The following is an 18805-nucleotide window of genomic DNA, read 5'->3' on the forward strand; positions in this document are numbered from 1 at the left end:
TGTCTATCTCGGTCGTCACAAACTGAGAGTGGGCACCCTCGCGTCCGTACAGCTACCCCTTGGAATCAATCATCTAGTCGGCAAGGCCTCGCCGACCGCTGTGGCCGGCTCCGCCATGGCCCCGGTCGGCGACGCTCGGATCGTGAGACGGTTTGACCTGGGACAACAAAGCGTCTTAGGTATGCCTTACCTAAGACCCCCATGAAGGATTTCAGCCATGCCCAGACCCGACCTGCCCCCGATCCGCACCGGCGTGAACTCGCAGACCGGGATCTGACCAGTGAGCGTCATCTCGGAGAGCCCCCTGGCCCTCGTGGCTCCGGGCCCGCTGTCCACCGCCGACGAGCACAGGCACCCCACACCTGCCTGGATCCTCGTCTGCCTCGGCATCCTCAGCTCTGCGGCCATCGCCGCCGCCTGCTGGATTTCAGGCCACGTCCACGCAGACACCACGCTTCAGACCGCGGCCCGCTTCCTCCACGTCGCATCGCTCATCGTCGGCCTCGGCGCGGTCCTGGCGGTCGACTGGTTCGGGATCCTGTGGCTGCTGGGCAAGCGCCGCCTGTCCGACATCACCAGCACCGCCTGCGCCCTTCAGGTACCCATCTGGCTCGGGATGGCGGGCCTCGTCGTCAGCGGACTGTTCCTGCGGCCGAACCTCGGTTCCCCCTTGACCCTGATCAAGCTGGGCCTCGTATTCGCCGTCACGGTGAACGGCCTGTACGCACACCGGCTCGGCCAGCTGCTGGAGCGCCGCGACGGGGACACGCCGGTGCCCCGCCGCCTCATGGTCCAGTCCGGGCTGGCCGCCGCCGTGAGCCAGACCGGCTGGTGGGGGGCCACCCTCATCGGCTTCGTCAACAGCCAGTCCTGAGTATTCGCACGTGGGTTCGGCCGTCTTCGCCGTCCCGCCGGGCGTCCGCGACAAGGACGACTGGTGGGGCCGGACGCTGTTCTCCTGATCAACACCACGGAGGCACTGCCGTGTTCGGCAATATCTGATCCCTCATCGTGACCATGGGCTTCTTCCTCGCCCCGCCGCGGGGGTCGCGGGCCCAGGCCGTCGGCAAGGCGCCGGAGGCGAAGGGCTGCGCCCAGTCCGGCTGGCGGAGGAATCACGGCACTTCACGAAGCAGGCTGGGGATCCCGCGCCACGGGGTCTCCAGCCTGCGGTCGTTTCCGTTCACCCGGGCGAGTTCGGAGAGCCGGGCGGCGAACTCACGCGCCTGGGCAGCGTTGAGCCTCGGATCGCAGGCCGTCTCGTAGCGCCGCGCGAGGTCGGCGTCGCTGATGCGCTGGAGCCCTCCCGTGCATTCCGTGACGTCGTCGGCACACAGCTCCGCGTGGACCCCGCCCGCGTGTGTTCCCAACGCCCGGTGGACTTCGAAGAAGCCCCGGACTTCCTCCATCACCGACGAGAACTCCCGCGTCTTGCGACCTGACGGCGACACGACCGTGTTCCCGTGCATCGGGTCGCACACCCATGACACGGGTGAGCCCGAGGACTCGGCAGCCATGACCAGGGCGGGGAGGACGTCGCGCACCTTGTCCGCGCCCATGCGCGCGATGAAGGTGAGCCGGCCCGGCTCGCGGTGGGGGTCGAGCCGGTTGGCCAGGCTCACCACCATTCCGGGCGTGGCGGACGGCCCGAGTTTGACCGCGACGGGGTTGGCGATGTCCGCGAAGTAGGCGAGGTGTGCGCCGGCGAGGTCCCTGGTCCGTTCCCCGATCCACAGCATGTGCCCGGAGGCGGCGTAGCGGCGCCCGCCGCGTGGATCGGTGCGCGTCAGCGCGGACTCGTAGTCGAGGAGCAGCCCTTCGTGCGAGACGAAGACGTCGGAGCGTCCGTGTCGCACGACGCGCAGGTGGGACAGGGCCGTCGTCGCCGACCGGTGGCTCTCCAGCAGGCGGACCGGATCCGGCGTCCGGGCGGCGGGGGTGAACTCCCTGCCGTTGACCGCGTCCCCCCGGTAGGCGGGCAGCGATACGCCGTCCCGCGTCTCGTTCTGCTGCGAACGGGGCTTGGCATACTGCCCGGCCATGCGCGCCACCGTCACGACCGGGAGCGAGGACGCCTCGGCGACAACGTCCGCCATGTCGCTCAGGAGTGCGGCGAGGGCCCCCACGCGGTCGGCGGAGGAATCCGCGAAGGTCTCCGCGCAGCTGCCGCCCTGGAGGAGGAACGCCTCTCCCCGCGCAACCTCGGCCATGCGAGAGGTCAGCCGGTCGCAGTCCTCGGCCGTGACGAGGCCGGGGTAGGAGGACAGTTCGCGCAGGACGTGGTCGAGCGCTGCGGCGTCGGGCCACACCGGCTGCTGGGCCGCGGGCAGTGAACGCCAGTGGTGCTCGGCCGACGGCTGGATCCGGGCAGGGGGGAAGCGCACGTGGGTGTCCTGACTCGTGGTGGAGGAAGGGCATCCAGCGCGGCCGGCCCGTCTCGCCGGCCCGTGTGGGGAGTGGGAGACGGGACGGCGCGTGGCTGCTGACCGGTCTGCGGTGGTCGGGGGTGATGACGACACTCGCTGCGGCCGGTGGTGTGGTGTGTGTGGTCCGCGTACTGGTGCGGGACGTGGGCGCGTTCCGGTCCTCCCCGCGATGCCGGGGAGGACCGGAACCGTCTCATTTCCCGGTCAGTTGCCGCTTGCGGCGAGCTCGGGTGTCCGCTCGGCCGCCACGGAGCCGACCAAGTGGCGGGAGACGCTGCGGAGCTTCTCCCTCGTCTCCTCCAACTCGCGTTCGGGGCGGGAGTCGCCGACGATACCGGCGCCCGCGCGCAGCCATGTCGCATCGCCACGCCGGTAGATGCTGCGCAGGACGAGCGCGGCATCCAGGCTGCCGTCGGCATCAACCGTCAGCACGGCGCCGCTGTACAGGCCGCGGGGGCCGTCCTCCAGGCGGGCGATGAGTTCGCAGGCGGGTGCCTTCGGGATGCCCGATGCGGTGATGGCCGGGAAGAGGGAGACGAGCGCGTCCCAGGGACTGCTGCCGATGGCCAGTTGTCCGGTGAGCTTGGAGGCCAGGTGCTGAACGCTGCCCCGCTCCTTGATGATCATGAAGTCGTCCACGGTGACGGTCGCGGGGTCGCAGACCGCCTCCATCTCGTCGACCGAGAGCCGCACCGATATGGCGTGCTCGAAGACTTCCTTGGGGTCGCTGTACAGCTCGCGGCGCCGGGCCAGGTCCGAGACCGGGTCCCCCTCGAAGGCCCGGGTACCGGCCAGGGGCTGGGTGGTGACCTCCCCGTCCACCGTCACACGGGTCACGATCTCCGGACTGAATCCGGCCGCCTGCCATCCGCCGAGGTTCAGCACGAACGAACGGGCGGGGTCGTTGCCGCGTCGTCCGGCGAGGTAGGTCGCCGGAATGTCCACCTGCCCGTCCACGGGCACCCGCCGGGAGAGGATGACCTTCTCCAGACGCCCGGCGCGTATCTCGTCCACGGCGAGGGCGACGTCGGTCCGGTACTTCGCAGCGTCGTGTTCCTGGACGTCGGCGTCCACCTCGTCGCGGGCGGCGGCCGGCTGGGCGACGGCGTCCAGGATGGCTTCGGAGAGACGCAGTTCGAGCGCGTCCAGGTCGCCCGGATCGAGCGCCCGCAGGAGCACGGAGCCGTCCTCGAAGCGGATCTCGCGGGACGGGACCGCGAGGTGCATCACGGGGACCTCCGGGTCGAGCTCCTGCGACCCGTGGATCACGTGGCTGAGCTCGAACGGGGCCCAGCCGTAGGCCCTCCAGTCGGCCGAAGGCAGGGCCGCGAGGGCTCGCGCCACCGCGTCGACGACCGAACCCGTGGCGCCGGCCGGGAAGTGGCTCACGTCGTCGCCCTGCTCCAGCACCGCACCGGACGAGGTCGCGCGCACCGTGGCGCAGGGGTTCTCGGCCCAGCCGATCGCGCCCCGGTTCTCGTAGAGCACGTACTCGCAGGTGCTGGAGGCCGCGAGTGCGGAGGCCACGGCGAGTGCGTCGCGGTCGAAAGACAGCTGCCGCTCGTGAAAGGTCATATGGGTAGTCACGGACTTGTCGTCCCTTTCAGGAGGTCCTGATGTCGTGGAGGAGTTGTTCTGCCCCGTGGGAACCGGTGGCTTCTGGTCGAGTCGCACCGGTCAGTGGAGACTGCGGACGTGCTGGTCCGAGAGCGTTCTCGTGGCGCTCCGGACGACTTCGGGGGCCCGGTCGGAGAGGTAGAAGTGGCCTCCGAGGAAGCACTCCACCTCGACCGGGTTCTCGGCGACCTCGTCCCAGCGCGCGGCGTCCTCCGCCGAGACCCTGCGGTCCTGGTTTCCGTACAGGACGGTCACGGGTGCGGCGACGCGCGGCCGGAGCTCGGGCACGTAGTGATCGAGGAGACGGAAGTCGCTCCGGAACGGCGGGAGGAGGGCCTCCCGCATGTCGGGGTCGTCGAACAGCCCCGGAGGAATCCCTCCCAGGTCGTCGAGGTACGCGATGAGGCCCTCGTCGTCCAGTTCCGAGATCCGGGACGGGACCTCGATCTGGGTACGGGGGCTGGAGCGTCCGCTGACCACCAGCCCGGCCAGGTTCTGCGTGCCGGCCGCTTCCAGCAGACGGGCCGTTTCGAAGGCGACGGACGCTCCCATGCTGTGGCCGAAGAGGACCGTGGGGACGTCCAGGTACGGCATGAGGGCGTCACGTACGGCGTCCGCGAGGACGGTCATCTTCTCGACGGGTTCCTCCCGGACGCGCCGCTCCCTCCCCGGCAGGCCCACGATCCGCACCTCCACGTCCGCCGGTACGAGCTTGGACCATTCCCGGAAGAACGCCGGGGACGACCCGGCGGGACCGAAGCACACGAGGCGTGCCGCGGGGGCCCGCCGTGGCGCGTAGCAGGGAAGCCACTCGGGCCGTGCGGCCTGGTGGTGTGCCGGCTCAGCCATGGAGGGGCTCGCCCTGCGTCGTGCCGTGGGGGGTCTCTTCCCGGAGCTGGGCCGCGAGCTCGTCCTCGCTGAGGGCCGTGACCTCCAGGTAGACCTCGGCCACGATCTCAAGGGTCTCGGGGTCCTCGGCCCGGGCGGCGAGCGTCTCTGCCAGCCGGCCGACCGTCAGGCTGCCCAGCACGTCGTGGATCCGCACGTCCTGTGTGTCCAGGGATTCGCGCAGCCGGCCGGTGATCGCGGCCGCCAGGATGGAGTCGCCGCCCAGGGCGAAGTAGTCGTCTTCCAGTCCGACCGGGCTCGTGCGCAGGACCTCCTCCCACACCCCCGCGATGACCTGCTGCAAGGCGGACACCGGAGGGGCGTGGACGCCCTTGCCGACCTGCTCTTCCGCCATGGCCCGCAGGGCCTTGCGGTCCAGCTTGCCGTTCGGTGTCAGCGGGAGGGAGTCGGTGACCACGAGGCGGTCGGGGACCATGTGGGCCGGCAGGCGCGTGGCGGCATGGGTGGCGAGGTCCGTGTCGGAGACCTGGCTGCCCTCCTGCGTCACGACGACGGCCGCGAGCTGCTGGGAGGCGGATGTCCTGAGGACCATGGCGGCGGCGTAGCGGATCTCCGCGTGGTCGGCGAGCGCCGCTTCGATCTCGCCGAGCTCGATGCGGAAACCGCGGATCTTCACCTGGTCGTCGGCCCGGCCGAGGAAGTCGATCGTGCCGTCGGGCCAGTAGCGCGCCCGGTCGCCCGTGCGGTACCAGCGCAGTCCGTCGATCTCGACGAAGCGGTCCGCGGTCCGTTCCGGGTCCCCCCGGTAGCCGTCGGCGACGCCCGCGCCGCCGATCCACAGCTCGCCGGCCACCCAGTCCGGGCAGTCACGGCCCTGTGCGTCCGCGACCCGGCACCGCACGTTCCGCAGCGGGGTGCCGTACGGGACGCTCGTCCAGCCGTGGGGCACGGATCCGCCGACGACCTCCTGGAGGGTGGAGTGGATGGCGGTCTCGGTCGTGCCGCCGAGGGCGAGGAACCGGCAGCCGGGGGCCTGCGCGTGCAGGCGGCGCGGGAGATCGGCCCCGACCCAGTCCCCGCCGAGCAGTACGGCACGCAGGCCGTGTCCGAGCGGAGCCCGTTCGCCCTCGCCCAGCAGCATGGCGAGCAGGCTGGGGACGCAGTTGAGTACGGTGACCTGCTGCTCACGGACCAGGGAGGCCCAGGCCGCGGTGTCCCGGCGGGTGTCCTCGTCCACGGTGACGACCGCGCCGCCCACCGAGAGCGGGGCGAAGAGGTCGAAGACCGACAGGTCGAAGTCGAGTGCCGAGAGGACCAGGGTGCGGTCCGACGGGCCGAGCGCAAGGCGCTCCACGAGGTCGTCGATGGTGTTCGCGGCCGCGCGGTGCGAGACCTCCACGCCCTTCGGCTCGCCGGTGGAGCCCGAGGTGAACAGGACGTAGGCCAGTTCGGCCGGGTCCGCGAAGTGGGGTGCCTGCAGGGGCTCGTGCGCGGCTGCGACGGTGTAGACGATCGCGTCCGGTTCCTCGCCCGCGCGGGAGAGTACGGCCTTGACGCCGGCGCGCTCGCGAATGCGCTGGACCCGGGCGCCCGGCTGCTCGATGCCGATGGGTACGTAGTGCCCGCCGACGGCCAGGACGGCGAGGACGGCCGCGATCTGCTCGGGGCCCTTCGGCAGGCGCACGGCGACGGGGTCGCCCGGGCCCACGCCGTGCGCGGCGAGGGCTCCTGCCACGCGCAGTGCCTCCTGCGCGAGCCGGCCGTAGGTACGTACCGGACCGGAGGCGTTGACGAGTGCGGGCCGGTCCGGCTCCGCCTCGGCGTGCTGGAAGAAGGCGTGGTGCAGGGGGTGTCGCGGGAGCGGGCCGTCCGTCGCGTTGGCCTCGTCCCGGACGGTCCGGCCGGTGGCGGACAGCGTCTCCGTCGCGGCGGCGTCCCATGCCGATCCGTCCGCCACCTGCCCGAGCAGGGTGCGGAACGCAGCGAACATCTCGTCCGGGACACCGTCGGGCAGCGCGTCGGCGCGCACGTCCCAGTTGACCAGCAGCCCGTCGTGGAGTTCGGTGACCTGGGCGTCGAGAACGACCTGGGGGCCCTGGGAGATGATGTGGACGGGCTCGCCCAGGACGCGTTCGACCCGCGCTCCGAAGAGCTCGCCGAGGTCGAGGGCGCTGGTGAAGACCACGGGGGCGAGTACCTGGGCGCCGTGCTCCCGGGACAGGTCCCGAAGGACGTCCACGCCCGAGTACGAGGAGTGGGCCACGGCCTCGTGCATCGAGTCCTGCACGGTCTGCGCGCGCTCCGCGAACTCCATGGGGGCCGACACGTCGATGTCCAGCATGACGGAGCTGGTGAAGTCGCCGACGAGGCGGTCGACGTCAGGGTGCAGAGGACGCCGGTCGAACATCGGAACGTTCAGCAGGAACCGGGGTACACCGCTCCACGCGCCGAGGGTCTCGGCGAACACGGTCGCGACGGCGACGGCGGGGGTCACGGCGTGCCTGCGTGCCTGGCGTACGAGGCCGCGCCGTTCCTTGGGGTCGAGCCAGTGGTGCAGGCGCACGACCCGGTTCGGGTCGCCCCGCTGGGCCTCGGGCCGGGCCGGCAGGTCGGGGGCGCCGGGCAGGTCGGCCAGCCTTCCCTGCCACCATGCGATGTCCTCGTCACGGGGCCGCTGGTCGCGACGCTCGGCGAGGTACTGGGCGTACTGGTAGTCCAGGGGGGCGAGTGGAGTTCCCGGCTCCTCGTACAGGGTCACGAGGTCGGCGAGCAGGGTCCGGTAGCTGCGTGCGTCCGCCGCGAGCATGTCCACGTCGACGTGGACCCGGGTGCGGCCTTCCGGGAGCAACGTCACCCTGACGTCGATCACATGGCCGTCCTCCACCGGGAGGAGCTGGTGGGAGAGCTGCCTGCGGAGCCCCTCCGTCCTCTCGGCGATCTCTTCCTCACCCGCGTCGCGCAGGTCGAGGACGGGAAGGACGCTGCCGTGCCTCCAGGGTTCGATCACCTGGCGGCCGTCGTCGAGGATACGGGCCCGCAGCATGTGGTGGTGGGCCGCCAGCGCGGCCACCGCCGCGCCCAGCCGGTCCGGATCCAGGTCCTTGCCGTCGAACTCCGTGTAGAGGTGGGCGGCGACGGAACCGAGCGTCTGGCTGCCGCCACGGCCCACCCAGTAGGCGTGCTGCATGGGCGCCAGCCGGAAGGCCTCGCCCTCGGGAACGAGGGTCCCGGCGGTCCGGACGCTCTCTGCGGGGCGCACCCCCTCGGAGCCGGCCGTGTCCGCCAGCAACTGAGCCCAGGCGCGCAGGGTGGGATTTCCGGCCAGGGCGGCGAACCCGATGTCGAGGCCCTCCTGTCGCAGGAACCCGGATACTCGCATCAGGCGGAGCGAGTCCATGCCCAGCGCGATCAGATGATCGTCGTCGCCCGGAGCCGGACTGCCGGGAAGCAGGTCGGCGACTATGCGTCGTAGATCGTCCAGGGTGGGCATGAGCTGGCCTTTCATCGTGGTTCGGCTCGGAAGCGGGCTACTAGCGGAGATATCCGGTCATACCCGCATACCTTTCAGCGGAGTTCGAAAGAACCCGGCAACTGCAAGCATAGTTAGGCTAGCCTAACCATTGCCCCATGGCATCCCCCATCCCGGACATCGGCAGGCCCAGGTCCGCCCGTAGCGGCCGCACCTCGGGTCGAGTTGCCGGGACGGAATCGAAGGAGATTGAGCAAGCGATGAGCACAAACGTCCCAATGCCGTTGGCACCACTGCCTTCTGGCCTCACCCCGTGGCCGGATGAGGCCAGGGCTCGCTACACGGCCGACGGGTACTGGGACGGCAGGACCCTGGGGCGCCTCCTACGAGACTGGACGGCCTCCCACGGCCGCCGCCTCGCCGTCGTGGCCGGTGAGGAACGTCTCACCTACCGGCAACTCGACCAGCGGGCCGACCGCATGGCAGCAGGACTGGTGGATCTCGGCATTCGCCCGGGCGACCGGGTGGTGGTCCAGCTGTCCAACACGGCGGCCTTCCCCGTGCTGTTCTTCGCCCTCGCCCGGATGGGCGCGATCCCCGTACTCACCCTGCCCGCGCACAGGATCACCGAGATCGGGCATCTCGCCCGGCTCTCCGAGGCCGTCGCGTACGTCGTTCCGGACGTGGTCTCCGGCTTCGACTACCGCGAACTCGCCGATCAGGTGCGGGAACAGGCCCCGACCGTGGCCCACGTCCTCGTCGACGGCGACCCCGGCACGTACACGGCTCTGGCCTCCGTGGACGGTGAACCGCGCGAGCTCGACGATCCCGACCCCTACGACATCGCGCTCCTCCTGGTGTCGGGTGGTACCACCGGAGTCCCGAAGCTGATCCCCCGCACGCACAACGACTACGGCTTCAACGCCAGGGCCAGCGCGGAGGCGTGTGATCTCGACCGCGACACGGTGTACCTGGCCTGTCTGCCCGTCGCCCACAACTTTCCGCTCGCCTGCCCCGGGATGCTCGGCACCTTCAACGTCGGCGGCACCGTCGTCCTCTCCCCCTCGCCCGCTCCCGGCGACGCCTTCCCGCTGATCGAGGAGGAGGGGGTGACCCACACCGCCCTGGTCCCGCCCCTGATCCCGCTGTGGGTGGAGGCGGCACAGTGGGACACCGCCGACCTCTCCTCCCTCGAAGTCCTCCAGGCCGGTGGGTCCAAGCTCTCCGAGGAGCTCGCACGCACCATTCCGGGCGCGCTCGGATGCCGTGTCCAGCAGGTCTTCGGCATGGCGGAGGGCCTCCTCAACTACACGCGCACCGAGGACGACGAGGACACGGTGGCCATCACTCAGGGCAGGCCGATGTGCGCCGACGACGAGCTCCGCATCGTCGACGCTGACGGCCACGAGGTCGCCGAGGGCGCGACCGGCGAGTTGCTGGTCCGCGGTCCGTACACCCTGCGCGGCTACTACCGCGCGCCCGAGGTCAACGCCCACGCGTTCACGAGCGACGGCTACTACGCATCGGGTGACCTGGTGCGCCGGCTTCCCTCCGGCCACCTGATCGTCACCGGACGGGTGAAGGACACCATCGACCGCAACGGCGAGAGCGTCTCGGCCGAGGAAGTCGAGCTCCACGTCCAGTCCCATCCCGACATCGACCGGTGCGCCGCCTTCGGCCTGGCCGACGGCGGCGAAGGCCAGATCATCTGCGTGGCGTACCTGCCCGTCAAGGACGGCGAGCCCCTGGAAGTCGCCGAGATCCGCCGCTTCCTGATCGAGCGCGGGGTCGCGGCCTTCAAGCTCCCCGACCGCTTGATGGCGGTCGACGAACTGCCGCTCACGGCCATCGGCAAGATCGACAAGAAGGTCCTCGCCCAGCGAGTGCCGACGGCCTGAGCAGGGGCCGCTCACCGAACGGCCGAAGGACACGAGGCCGGCGCAGCCCCGACCCCGCTGGAAGGGGTCGGGGCTGCGCCGGCCTGCCGCGTGGGCCCGGCGGGTCAGCCCTGGGCGATCAGGCTCGCGGGCCGCATGTCCGTCCAGTTCGCCTCGATGTACGACGCACAGCTCTCGCGGGACTCCTCACCGTGGACGACCGTCCAGCCGGCCGGCACTTCGGCGAAGGCGGGCCAAAGCGAGTGCTGGTTCTCCGCGTTGACCAGCACCAGGTAGCGGGCGTCCTGATCCTCGAACGGGTTGGTGGCCATCGTTGTTGCTCCTTGCGCTTTCAGTGGTGGTGTCGGTGTTGCGTGAGGGTGTTCTGTTCCCCGGGCAGGGGGGCCGGCACTGCTCAGCCGAAGGCGGCCACGCCTTCGACGGCCGCGGACTCGGACTCGGATTCGGACGGGGACTGGGACTGGGACTCGGCATCGCGCTGTGAACGCATCTCGCGCTTCGCACGCCCGAGCAGCAAGGAGTCGCAGATCTCGCCGGAACGCACCGCGAGGGTGGACAGGAGCGACGCGGTGAGGCCGTGGGAGTGCTCGGTGCCACCGCCCTGGAGGTAGATGCCCGCACGGATCCGGTCGGTGGTGAGCACCCGGTAGTCACGGGAGATCCGCAGCCGGCCCCGGCCGTCGGTCAAGCAGTCGTCCATCAGGCCGCCCAGCAGCTCGGCGGGATCCGAAGGCCTGTACCCCGTGGCGAGCACGACCGCGTCGCAGTCGAGCACGTACTGCTCACCGGCGGTGAGGGAGCGGAGCACGACGCGTGCCCCGTCGGACAGTTCCTCGACGCCGGCCAGCGCCGTGGCGTTCAGGATCCGGAGCCGCTCCACGCCGGCGACCTTCTCCTGGTAGGCGGTCCGGTAGAGCTGCTCGATCAGTTCCCCGTCGACCACCGCGTAGTTGGTGTTCCCGTGGTAGGCGAGCATGCTCTGCTTGACGTCGTCGGGAGCCACGTAGAACTCGTCGACGGCCTTCGGGTCGAAGATCCGGTTGGCGAACGGGCTGTCGTCGGCGGGGCTGTACCCGTAGCGGGTGAACACGGCACAGACTTCGGCGTCGGGGAAGGTCCGGTGCAGGTAGTCCGCGGTCTCCGCCGCGGACTGCCCGGCGCCGACCACGACGAACCTGCGGTGCGGACGGTCCGTCAGCTCGGGGGCGCGGAAGAGGAGTTCCCTGTTGTGCCAGACGTGCGGGCCCACGGTGACCCCGTCGGGTACGTGCGGCAGGAGGCCGGTTCCGACCGCGACGTTGTGGGCGCGCAGGACGGTCTCGCCCTCCGTCCCGTCCGACGGCCGCGCCACCACCTCGAGGGCATCGACCGGGCCGCCGCCGGCGGCGGCGCGTACGGTCACCGCCGCCTGTCCGTACGCCACGCTGTCGTCGAACTGGCGGGCGCACCAACGGAAGTAGTCGTGGAACTCCAGCCGGGTGGGGAAGAAGGACTTCTGGTTGATGAAGTCCGCGAGGCGCCCCCGCTCCTGCAGGTAGTGCAGGAAGGTGAACCGGCTTCCCGGATTGCGCATGGTCGCGAGGTCCTTCAGGAAGGAAACCTGCATCGTCGCGCCTTCGAGCAGCATGCCGGGGTGCCAGCTGAAGCTCTTCTGGCTCTCGACGAAGGCCGACCGTACGACTCCGGCGGCCTCGCTCTGCTGGTTGTGCTCCGCAATGGCGATGGCCAGAGCCAGGTTGGACGGCCCGAAGCCGATGCCCACCAGGTCCTCGGCGCTCGCGTCGGGGCGGCGTATCGACATCATCGTCCTCTCGTCTGCTCATGATGGAAGGCCGGACTCGTCCGAGGGGAGCGGGAACGGTCTGGCGGGTCGCTCGGTTCCGTCATCGCCAGTACCTCGGCGATGACGCCCAAGCTGCGGCCGATCAGGTAGAAGTGGCCGCCGGGAAAGGCCCGGACACCTGCGAACCGTTCGGTGGCGCCCGACCAGCGCTCGGCGTCCGCGGCCAACACCGTGGGGTCGTCCTCCCCGACCAGCACCCGCAGGGGCGTACGGACACGGGGGGCCGGTTGCGGGCGGTGGCTTGCGAGGAGCGCCAGATCGGACCGGAACGCCGCGAGGATCACCGCACGGGCCTCCGGGTCCGCCAGCAGCTCCTCCGGGGTTCCGCCCAGCTCGACGAGCCAGGCCGCGAGCTCCTGGTCGTCCGGCTCCCCGTCCCCTCGCGCGGCGGGCGCGCCCGCCGGTTCAGGACTCGAGCAGCCCGACACCACGAGGCCGGCCGGTGACGGGCCCCCGGCCGCCTCCAGCCTCCGCGTGGTCTCCCACGCGAGTACGGCCCCCATGCTGTGGCCGAACAGGACCGTGCGCCGGTCCATGAGGGGGCGCACGGCGGCCGCCACCTCGTCGGCCAGGACGGACAGGTCCGTCGCCGGCGGTTCCGCGGCGCGCGCCTCCCGCCCCGGCAGTACGCACGCCAGGACCTCGAGTTCGGGAGGTCCGGAGCGCGCCCACTCCAGGAAGAAGGCCGGGGAGCCGCCGGCAGGGCCGAAGCAGATGACGCGGCAGGGCGCGTCGGGCCTCGGTGCGTACCTGCGGAACCAGGGGCCGTTCGCCACGGCCGCCCCCGTCATGGCCTGACTCCCGGTACGGATCCGCGACGGGCGAGCCGGTCTGTGGCGGGCATGTGCGCTGGTCCTTCCCCGGTAGCCGTCCTTCTGCGCTCCGTACGGTCGCCGCGCACGGCACCTGACGGACGGATTCCGCAGGAACCTCGGTAAGGCTAACCTAACTCACTCAAGGGACGTACGCCATCTGCCGGTTGTCCCCGGCTGTCGGCGGCCCTCCCCGCCCATCGAAGGCGTGGAGGGCCGCCCCGCTGCTACTTGACGACATTGACGTCGGCCTTGCCGATGGCCGCGGCGAGGTCCGTCAGCACCTTGGTGAACCGCTGGTAGGTGAACGGGGTTTCCGTCTGCCAGGGCTCGACCTGACCGGCCACGACCGCCGGGCTGGCCTTCCACGTCGGGTAGGCGGCCTTCATCTGCTCGTTGTCCAGGCCGCCTTCGGGGCGCGCGTCCTCCAGGAGGAGGTCGGCCTTGTACTTGCCGCCCTGCTCCCAGCTCAGCGACTCGAATCCGGCCTCGGGGGTCTGCGGCTTGACCAGCTTCACGCCGAGCTGCTCGAAGTACTTCACGTCACCGTGGAAGGTGGGGTCGGCGACGAAGAGGGTGTCCTTGGTGCCGGACACGACGGCGACCGAGAGGTCGGGCTTGGCGGCGGCGGCCTTCTTCACGGATTCGGCGGCGGCCTCGAAGTCGGCCTTGGCCTTGGCGATCTCGGGGCTCTTCGGGTCGGCGCCCAGGGCCGCGGCGAGCTCGCCGAAGCGCTTCACGGCGTCCGGTACGGCGACGCCCATCAGCTGGATGACCGCGATGGGCGCGATCTTCTCGACCTTCGCGTAGACCTCTTCCGGCAGGTACCAGACCATCGGGCCGTAGGCGATGGTCACGATGAGGTCGGGCTTGAGGGCGATCAGCTTCTCCAGCTGGATCTCGCCGAACGCGGTGCCCACCGACTCGGTCTTGGTGAGGTCGATGTTGCCGATCTGCGGGCTGGGCTTGCCGTCCGCCGTCTTCTGCGGGCCGAAGAGGCCGACGGGCTTGATGCCGAAGTCCCACAGCGCCGCGGCTGGGTGGGCCTGGGCGACGATGCGCTCGGGACGCTTCGGCAGCTCGATCTTCTTGCCCCGGTCGTCGGTGAACGACCACGGCCCGGCCGGCGCGGCCGACGTGGAGGGCTTCGCGGAGTCGGCCTTCTTCTTGTCGTCGCCGTTTCCGCAGGCTACGAGCAGACCGCTCGCGGCGAGGGCGCCGCCGAGGGCGAGGAAGTTGCGGCGGCCGATCGGGGCGGAGGAGCGGGAGCTGAAGGTGGGCATGGGTGATGTCCTTTCGGAGTGGGGGCAGGCGTGGTCACGGCAGGGCGCTGTGACGGGCACCGGTGATGCGGGGTGTGCGGGGCGGGCGGCGGGGCGCCCGCCCCGTCAGAGGGAGCGGGCCGGGGAGCCGGCGTCTCGGGAAGTCCTGTTCCCGTGGTGCCGGCCGAAGGGGATGATGTGCGGGCCCCCGCTGATCGGGTCGTCGATCAGCGTGCACTGGAGGCCGAAGACCTCCTCGACGAGGCGCTGCGTGATCACCTCGTCCGGCCGGCCCTCGGCCACCACCGCTCCGCTTTGCATCGCGATGATGTGGTCGGCGTAGCGGCAGGCGTGGTTGAGGTCGTGGAGGACCAGCACGATGGTCTTGCCGCGCTGCTGGTTCAGGTCGACGACCAGGTCCAGGATCTCCATCTGGTGCATGAGGTCGAGGTGGTTGGTGGGCTCGTCCAGCAGGAGCACCGGGGTGTCCTGGGCCAGGGCCATGGCGATCCAGGCTCGCTGGCGCTGGCCTCCGGACAGCTCGTCGAGGTCGCGTTCCGCCTCGGCGAGCAGGCCGGTCGCGGCGAGGGCGTCGGCGACGACCTTCTCGTCCTCCGGCGACCACTGCCTCCACCAGGACTGGTGCGGGCTGCGGCCACGTTTCACGAGGTCCAGCACGGTGATCCCGTCCGGGGCGGAGGGCGTCTGGGGGAGCATGCCGAGCCGGCGTGCCAGGTCCTTGCCGCGCAGGGCGTGGATGGCCTCTCCGTCCAGGTAGACGGCGCCTTCCTTGGGGGTGAGCAGGCGCGCGAGCCCCTGCAGCAACGTCGACTTGCCGCAGGCGTTCGCGCCGACGATCACCGTCACCTTGCCCGGCGGTATGGCCACGTCGAGGCCGTCCACGACGTGTCGGCCGTCGTAGGCCAGGGTGAGGCCCTCGGCGCTCAGGCCCTCCATCGGTCGCTCCACGTCAGCCTCCTGTGCCGGTTCGGTTCATCCTGCCGAGAAGCCACAGCAGAACAGGGGCGCCGATGACACCTGTCACGACGCCTACGGGAAGTTCGATGCCGGACAGCAGCTCGCGGCCCAGCACATCGCCGACCAGGACCACGAGCGCCCCGACCAGTGCGGACGCCACGAGGGCGGGACCCGGAGTCCGGACCAGGCGCAGCGCGATCTGCGGCGAGATCAGCGCCACGAACGCGATCGGCCCGGCCGCCGCGGTGCCGAAGGCCACCAGCGCCGCACCGGCGGCGAGCAGGGCGATGCGCGCACCCTGCACGGGCACGCCGAGGACGCGCGCCGACTGGTCGCCGAGCTGGAGCCCGATCAGCCACGGGGTCAGGGCCGCCACGCAGGGCAGCAGCAGCGCCAGGGAGAGCGCCAGCGGCCCGACGTGCTCCCAGCCCCGGGCGTTGAGACTGCCCGTCAGCCACATCAGCGCCTGCTGGACCTGGTAGATCCCGGCCTTGAGCAGGAGGTAGCTCGTGACGCTGGCACAGAGCGAGGCGATCCCAATGCCGACCAGGATGATGCGGAAGCCGGTGGTACCGCCGTTCCAGGCGAGCAGGTAGATCAGCAGCGCGGCTCCGAGACCGCCGATGAGTGCCAGTACCTGCAGGCCCAGTCCGGCCCCCAGGCCCATCAGCATGCCCGCGGTCGCCACCATTCCGGAGCCGGCCGAGATCCCGATGAGGTCCGGGCTGGCCAGCGGGTTGCGCGTGATGGACTGGAAGATCGCCCCGGAGACTCCGAAGGCGACTCCGCAGAGCAGGGCGACCAGTGCCCTGGGCAGCCGGAGGTCGTGCACCACCATGGCGGTGACGCCGTCGCCACCGCCGGCCAGGCCGGCGACGACCTCGGCGAACGGAAGGTTCAGCTCGCCCAGGGCGAGGTCGACGACGAAGGCGCAGGCGACCGTGACGGCCAGTGCGACGCAGACGGCGACCGATCGCGGCCGCACCACCCAGGACGCCCTGGTCCGCGGCACTCTGACCACCACGGCTCCGGCCCGCCGAACGGCTTTCGCCCCGCTCACGGCTTCGGTTGTGCTCGTCATCAGAGTTCCTGGAGGCGACGGCGGCGGACGAGGGCGATGAAGAAGGGCGCACCGATGACCGTGACGACGATGCCCACGTGCAGTTCGTCGGGCCGGGCGACCAGCCGTCCGAGGATGTCGGCCGCGAGCAGCAGGATCGGGCCGATGAGCGCGGAGTGCGCGAGGATCCAGCGGTTGTCGGGTCCGGTGAAGTGCCGTACCGCCTGCGGAACCACCAGACCCACGAAGGCGATGGGGCCACAGAGGGCGACGGCTCCACCGGCGAGGAGCGTCACCGCTGCCGCGCCCCGCAGACGGATGAGGCCGACGCGCTGTCCGAGGGACTTCGCGACCCCGTCACCCAGTGCGAGGCTGTTGAGCGCCGGCGCGGTGAGGGCGGCGAGGACGGCTCCGGCCAGCAGGAAGGGAAGGACCTGGACGAGTATCCCGGCCGACTGGCCGGTGAGCGAGCCCACGGCCCAGAAGCGGTAGTCGCCGAGCGAGGCCGCGTCGAACAGGAGCACGGCGTTGACCAGGGACTGGAGCAGCGCGGACACCGCCGCGCCGGCCAGGGCGAGTTTGGCGGGGGTGGCACCGCCGCGTCCCGCCGAGCCCAGAGCGTAGACCAGGGCCATGGCGAGGAGGGCGCCGGCGAAGCCGAACCACACGTACCCGTAGACGGAGGTGATACCGAGGATGCCGGTGGTGACGACGATGCCCAGCGCGGCGCCGGCGCTCACGCCGAGGATCCCCGGATCCGCGAGCGGGTTCCGGGTGAGCGCCTGCATGAGCGCTCCGGCGACGGCGATGGCCGAGCCCACGAGGAGGCCGTAGAGCGTCCGCGAGAGTCTCATCTCCCGTACGATTCCGGCCTCTTCGGAGCCGTCCGACTCGAACAGCAGGCTGACGACCCGGTCCAGGGGTATGGACTTGGTGCCGAGCGCCAGTGACAGCAGGCAGAGCAGGACCAGGATGACGAACGAGGCTGCAAGCCAGAGGAGATGGGAGCGGAGAAGGCGGGATGCCTTCACCGGCGGCCTATCGGGTGGAGCGGTCGCGCTTGGTGCCTCATGAATCACGGACAAAGGATAGCCATACCTAACTCTGCTAGACAGGTTTCGGTCAAAGCCGTTGCTCCACCGTTATCCCGCGGCACCCGCCTCGGCTGCCGACGCCCCGTCCGAGGTCTTCAGCTGCGCGTCGAGTCGCCACAGTTCGGGATAGAACAGGGCCACCAGCCCCGCACCGACGACGCATACGGCGCCTCCCACGGCCACGGTCGTGGCGGGGCCGAGGAACGAGGCCCCGAGACCGGCCAGGACACCGCCGAGGGCGGGAGCCGTCATCGCCTGTGCGAGCCACAGGCTTCCGACGCGCCCCTGCAGGCGGTCGGGCGTGTGCTGCATGAGCAGGGTGCGCCGCAGAATCTCCGAGATGGTGTCGGCCATGCCGCCGAGCGCCAGGAAGAAGAGGCCGAATCCGAGCAGCGGACTCAGCCCGAAGGCCATGCAGGCGAGCCCGAAGGCGGCCACGGCGGCGAACAGTACACGCCCCGGGGAGCCGAGGCGCCCCGTCCAGCCGGAGGTGACCGAGGCCAGAGTCGCGCCGACCATCGGGGCCGTGGTGAGAATGCCGACCAGCTCAGGCCCGCCGCCGAACCGCTGTTCGGCGAGCTGCGGGAAGAGGGCGGCCGGGGTGGCGAACAGTGCCGCGCAGAGGTCCACGACCAGGACGGCGCCGACGATGCGGCTACCGCGTACGAAGGCGAATCCTTCACGCAGGGCGTCGAGCGGGCCGGGCTGCTCCTCGTCCGCTCCCTCCGGAGGCATCGGGCCGAGGCCGGCCAGGCAGAGCATGGTCACCGCGGTTCCGGCGGCGGCCACCGCGAAGGTGGTGGCGAGCCCGGGGCCCGCGATCAGCAGGCCTCCCAGGACGGGCCCGGCGATCGCTCCGATCGTGGTGGTGACCGTGATCAAAGCACCGGTCGCGGGCAGGAGTTCCTCGGAGACGAGGCTGGGAACCACGGCGGTCATGGCCGTCTCGGCCACCCCCTCGGTGAGGCCGAAGAGACCGCCCAGGAGATAGATCACCCACAGCTGCGGGTGGTCGGACGCGGCATTGAACGAGAGCGCGGCGAAGGTGACGACCGCCCAGCAGCTGCCGACCATGATGAGGCGTTTGCGGTTCTGCCGGTCGGCGAGGATGCCACCGACGAGCAGGCCGGCCAGCAGGCCGGTCCCCAACACCAGACTGACGGCCGCCACCTGGGTGGACGAGCGGGATTGCCCGTACACCTGGACGACCACGCCCACCGAGGTGAGCCCTATGCACAGCAGGGAGAGGATCCGGGCCGCCAGGACGAGCGCCAACGCCCGGCTCCGGCGTATCGGAGTCAGGTCCAAGCTCAGTTCTTTCAGGCGCACCAAGTCCCCTTTGCCCCACTCGATTATGATTTCCCCCGCCATGCGCTATGGCTGAATAAGGCTAGCCTAAGTTAAGGTGCCCAACGAACTGTGTGGTTTCGAGGGGACGTGAACTTCTTGTCGGGTGCGAGCAGCGACAACATCGGCGACTTGGCAGCTCAGCGTGCT

At 70.7% G+C, this 18805-nt stretch carries 14 protein-coding genes; 2 read left to right on the forward strand and 12 right to left on the reverse strand.

What is annotated here, in order from left to right; translation table 11 throughout:
- Positions 1-280 precede the first annotated feature (280 nt).
- Positions 281-874 (forward strand): hypothetical protein, encoded by a 594-nt coding sequence (locus MTF69_RS34895; RefSeq protein ID WP_243340394.1) that lies wholly within the window; start codon positions 281-283, stop codon positions 872-874.
- Between the two features lie 241 nt (positions 875-1115).
- Here MTF69_RS34895 and MTF69_RS34900 read toward each other — a convergent pair whose 3' ends face one another.
- The 4 genes from MTF69_RS34900 to MTF69_RS34915 form a co-directional block, all read right to left on the reverse strand.
- Positions 1116-2384, reverse strand: a complete 1269-nt coding sequence (locus MTF69_RS34900; RefSeq protein WP_243340395.1) for a 3-deoxy-7-phosphoheptulonate synthase class II — start codon at positions 2382-2384, stop codon at positions 1116-1118.
- Between the two features lie 246 nt (positions 2385-2630).
- Positions 2631-4001 (reverse strand): salicylate synthase, encoded by a 1371-nt coding sequence (locus MTF69_RS34905; protein ID WP_243340396.1) that lies wholly within the window; start codon positions 3999-4001, stop codon positions 2631-2633.
- A gap of 102 nt (positions 4002-4103) precedes the next feature.
- Positions 4104-4892 carry a thioesterase II family protein gene (locus tag MTF69_RS34910; protein ID WP_243340397.1) on the reverse strand — a complete coding sequence of 263 codons (789 nt, stop codon included), beginning with the start codon at positions 4890-4892 and terminating at the stop codon, positions 4104-4106.
- Positions 4885-8382: an amino acid adenylation domain-containing protein gene (locus MTF69_RS34915; protein ID WP_243340398.1), complete on the reverse strand. Its 3498-nt coding sequence runs from the start codon at positions 8380-8382 to the stop codon at positions 4885-4887. Before MTF69_RS34915 ends, MTF69_RS34910 begins: the two co-directional genes overlap by 8 nt.
- A gap of 239 nt (positions 8383-8621) precedes the next feature.
- On the opposite strand from MTF69_RS34915, the gene MTF69_RS34920 reads away from it, so the two are divergent.
- Positions 8622-10259: a (2,3-dihydroxybenzoyl)adenylate synthase gene (locus MTF69_RS34920; RefSeq protein ID WP_243340399.1), complete on the forward strand. Its 1638-nt coding sequence runs from the start codon at positions 8622-8624 to the stop codon at positions 10257-10259.
- Between the two features lie 104 nt (positions 10260-10363).
- On the opposite strand, the gene MTF69_RS34925 is transcribed toward MTF69_RS34920, so the two are convergent.
- From MTF69_RS34925 to entS, 8 genes are all read right to left on the reverse strand, one after another.
- On the reverse strand, positions 10364-10570 hold the full coding sequence (locus tag MTF69_RS34925; RefSeq protein ID WP_243340400.1) for an MbtH family protein: 207 nt from the start codon (positions 10568-10570) through the stop codon (positions 10364-10366).
- 83 nt (positions 10571-10653) lie between these two features.
- Positions 10654-12060 (reverse strand): lysine N(6)-hydroxylase/L-ornithine N(5)-oxygenase family protein, encoded by a 1407-nt coding sequence (locus MTF69_RS34930; protein WP_374324943.1) that lies wholly within the window; start codon positions 12058-12060, stop codon positions 10654-10656.
- On the reverse strand, positions 12060-12893 hold the full coding sequence (locus MTF69_RS34935; protein WP_243340402.1) for a thioesterase II family protein: 834 nt from the start codon (positions 12891-12893) through the stop codon (positions 12060-12062). The genes MTF69_RS34930 and MTF69_RS34935 overlap by 1 nt, the downstream gene beginning before the upstream one ends.
- A gap of 248 nt (positions 12894-13141) precedes the next feature.
- A complete protein-coding gene (locus MTF69_RS34940; protein ID WP_243340403.1) occupies positions 13142-14197 on the reverse strand; it encodes an ABC transporter substrate-binding protein in 1056 nt (351 codons plus the stop codon).
- A 105-nt stretch (positions 14198-14302) separates the two neighbouring features.
- The gene (locus MTF69_RS34945) at positions 14303-15133 is read right to left on the reverse strand and encodes an ABC transporter ATP-binding protein (RefSeq protein ID WP_243340481.1); all 831 of its coding nucleotides are present in this window, start codon (positions 15131-15133) and stop codon (positions 14303-14305) included.
- Positions 15134-15146: 13 nt separating this feature from the next.
- On the reverse strand, positions 15147-16235 hold the full coding sequence (locus MTF69_RS34950; RefSeq protein ID WP_243340404.1) for an iron chelate uptake ABC transporter family permease subunit: 1089 nt from the start codon (positions 16233-16235) through the stop codon (positions 15147-15149).
- Positions 16235-17245: an iron ABC transporter permease gene (locus MTF69_RS34955; protein ID WP_243340405.1), complete on the reverse strand. Its 1011-nt coding sequence runs from the start codon at positions 17243-17245 to the stop codon at positions 16235-16237. The genes MTF69_RS34950 and MTF69_RS34955 overlap by 1 nt, the downstream gene beginning before the upstream one ends.
- Before the next feature lie 111 nt (positions 17246-17356).
- The gene (gene entS / locus MTF69_RS34960; protein WP_243340406.1) at positions 17357-18616 is read right to left on the reverse strand and encodes an enterobactin transporter EntS; all 1260 of its coding nucleotides are present in this window, start codon (positions 18614-18616) and stop codon (positions 17357-17359) included.
- Between the last annotated feature and the right edge of the window lie 189 nt (positions 18617-18805).

This window comes from Streptomyces sp. AP-93 (assembly GCF_022808175.1).
Lineage (GTDB): Bacteria > Actinomycetota > Actinomycetes > Streptomycetales > Streptomycetaceae > Streptomyces.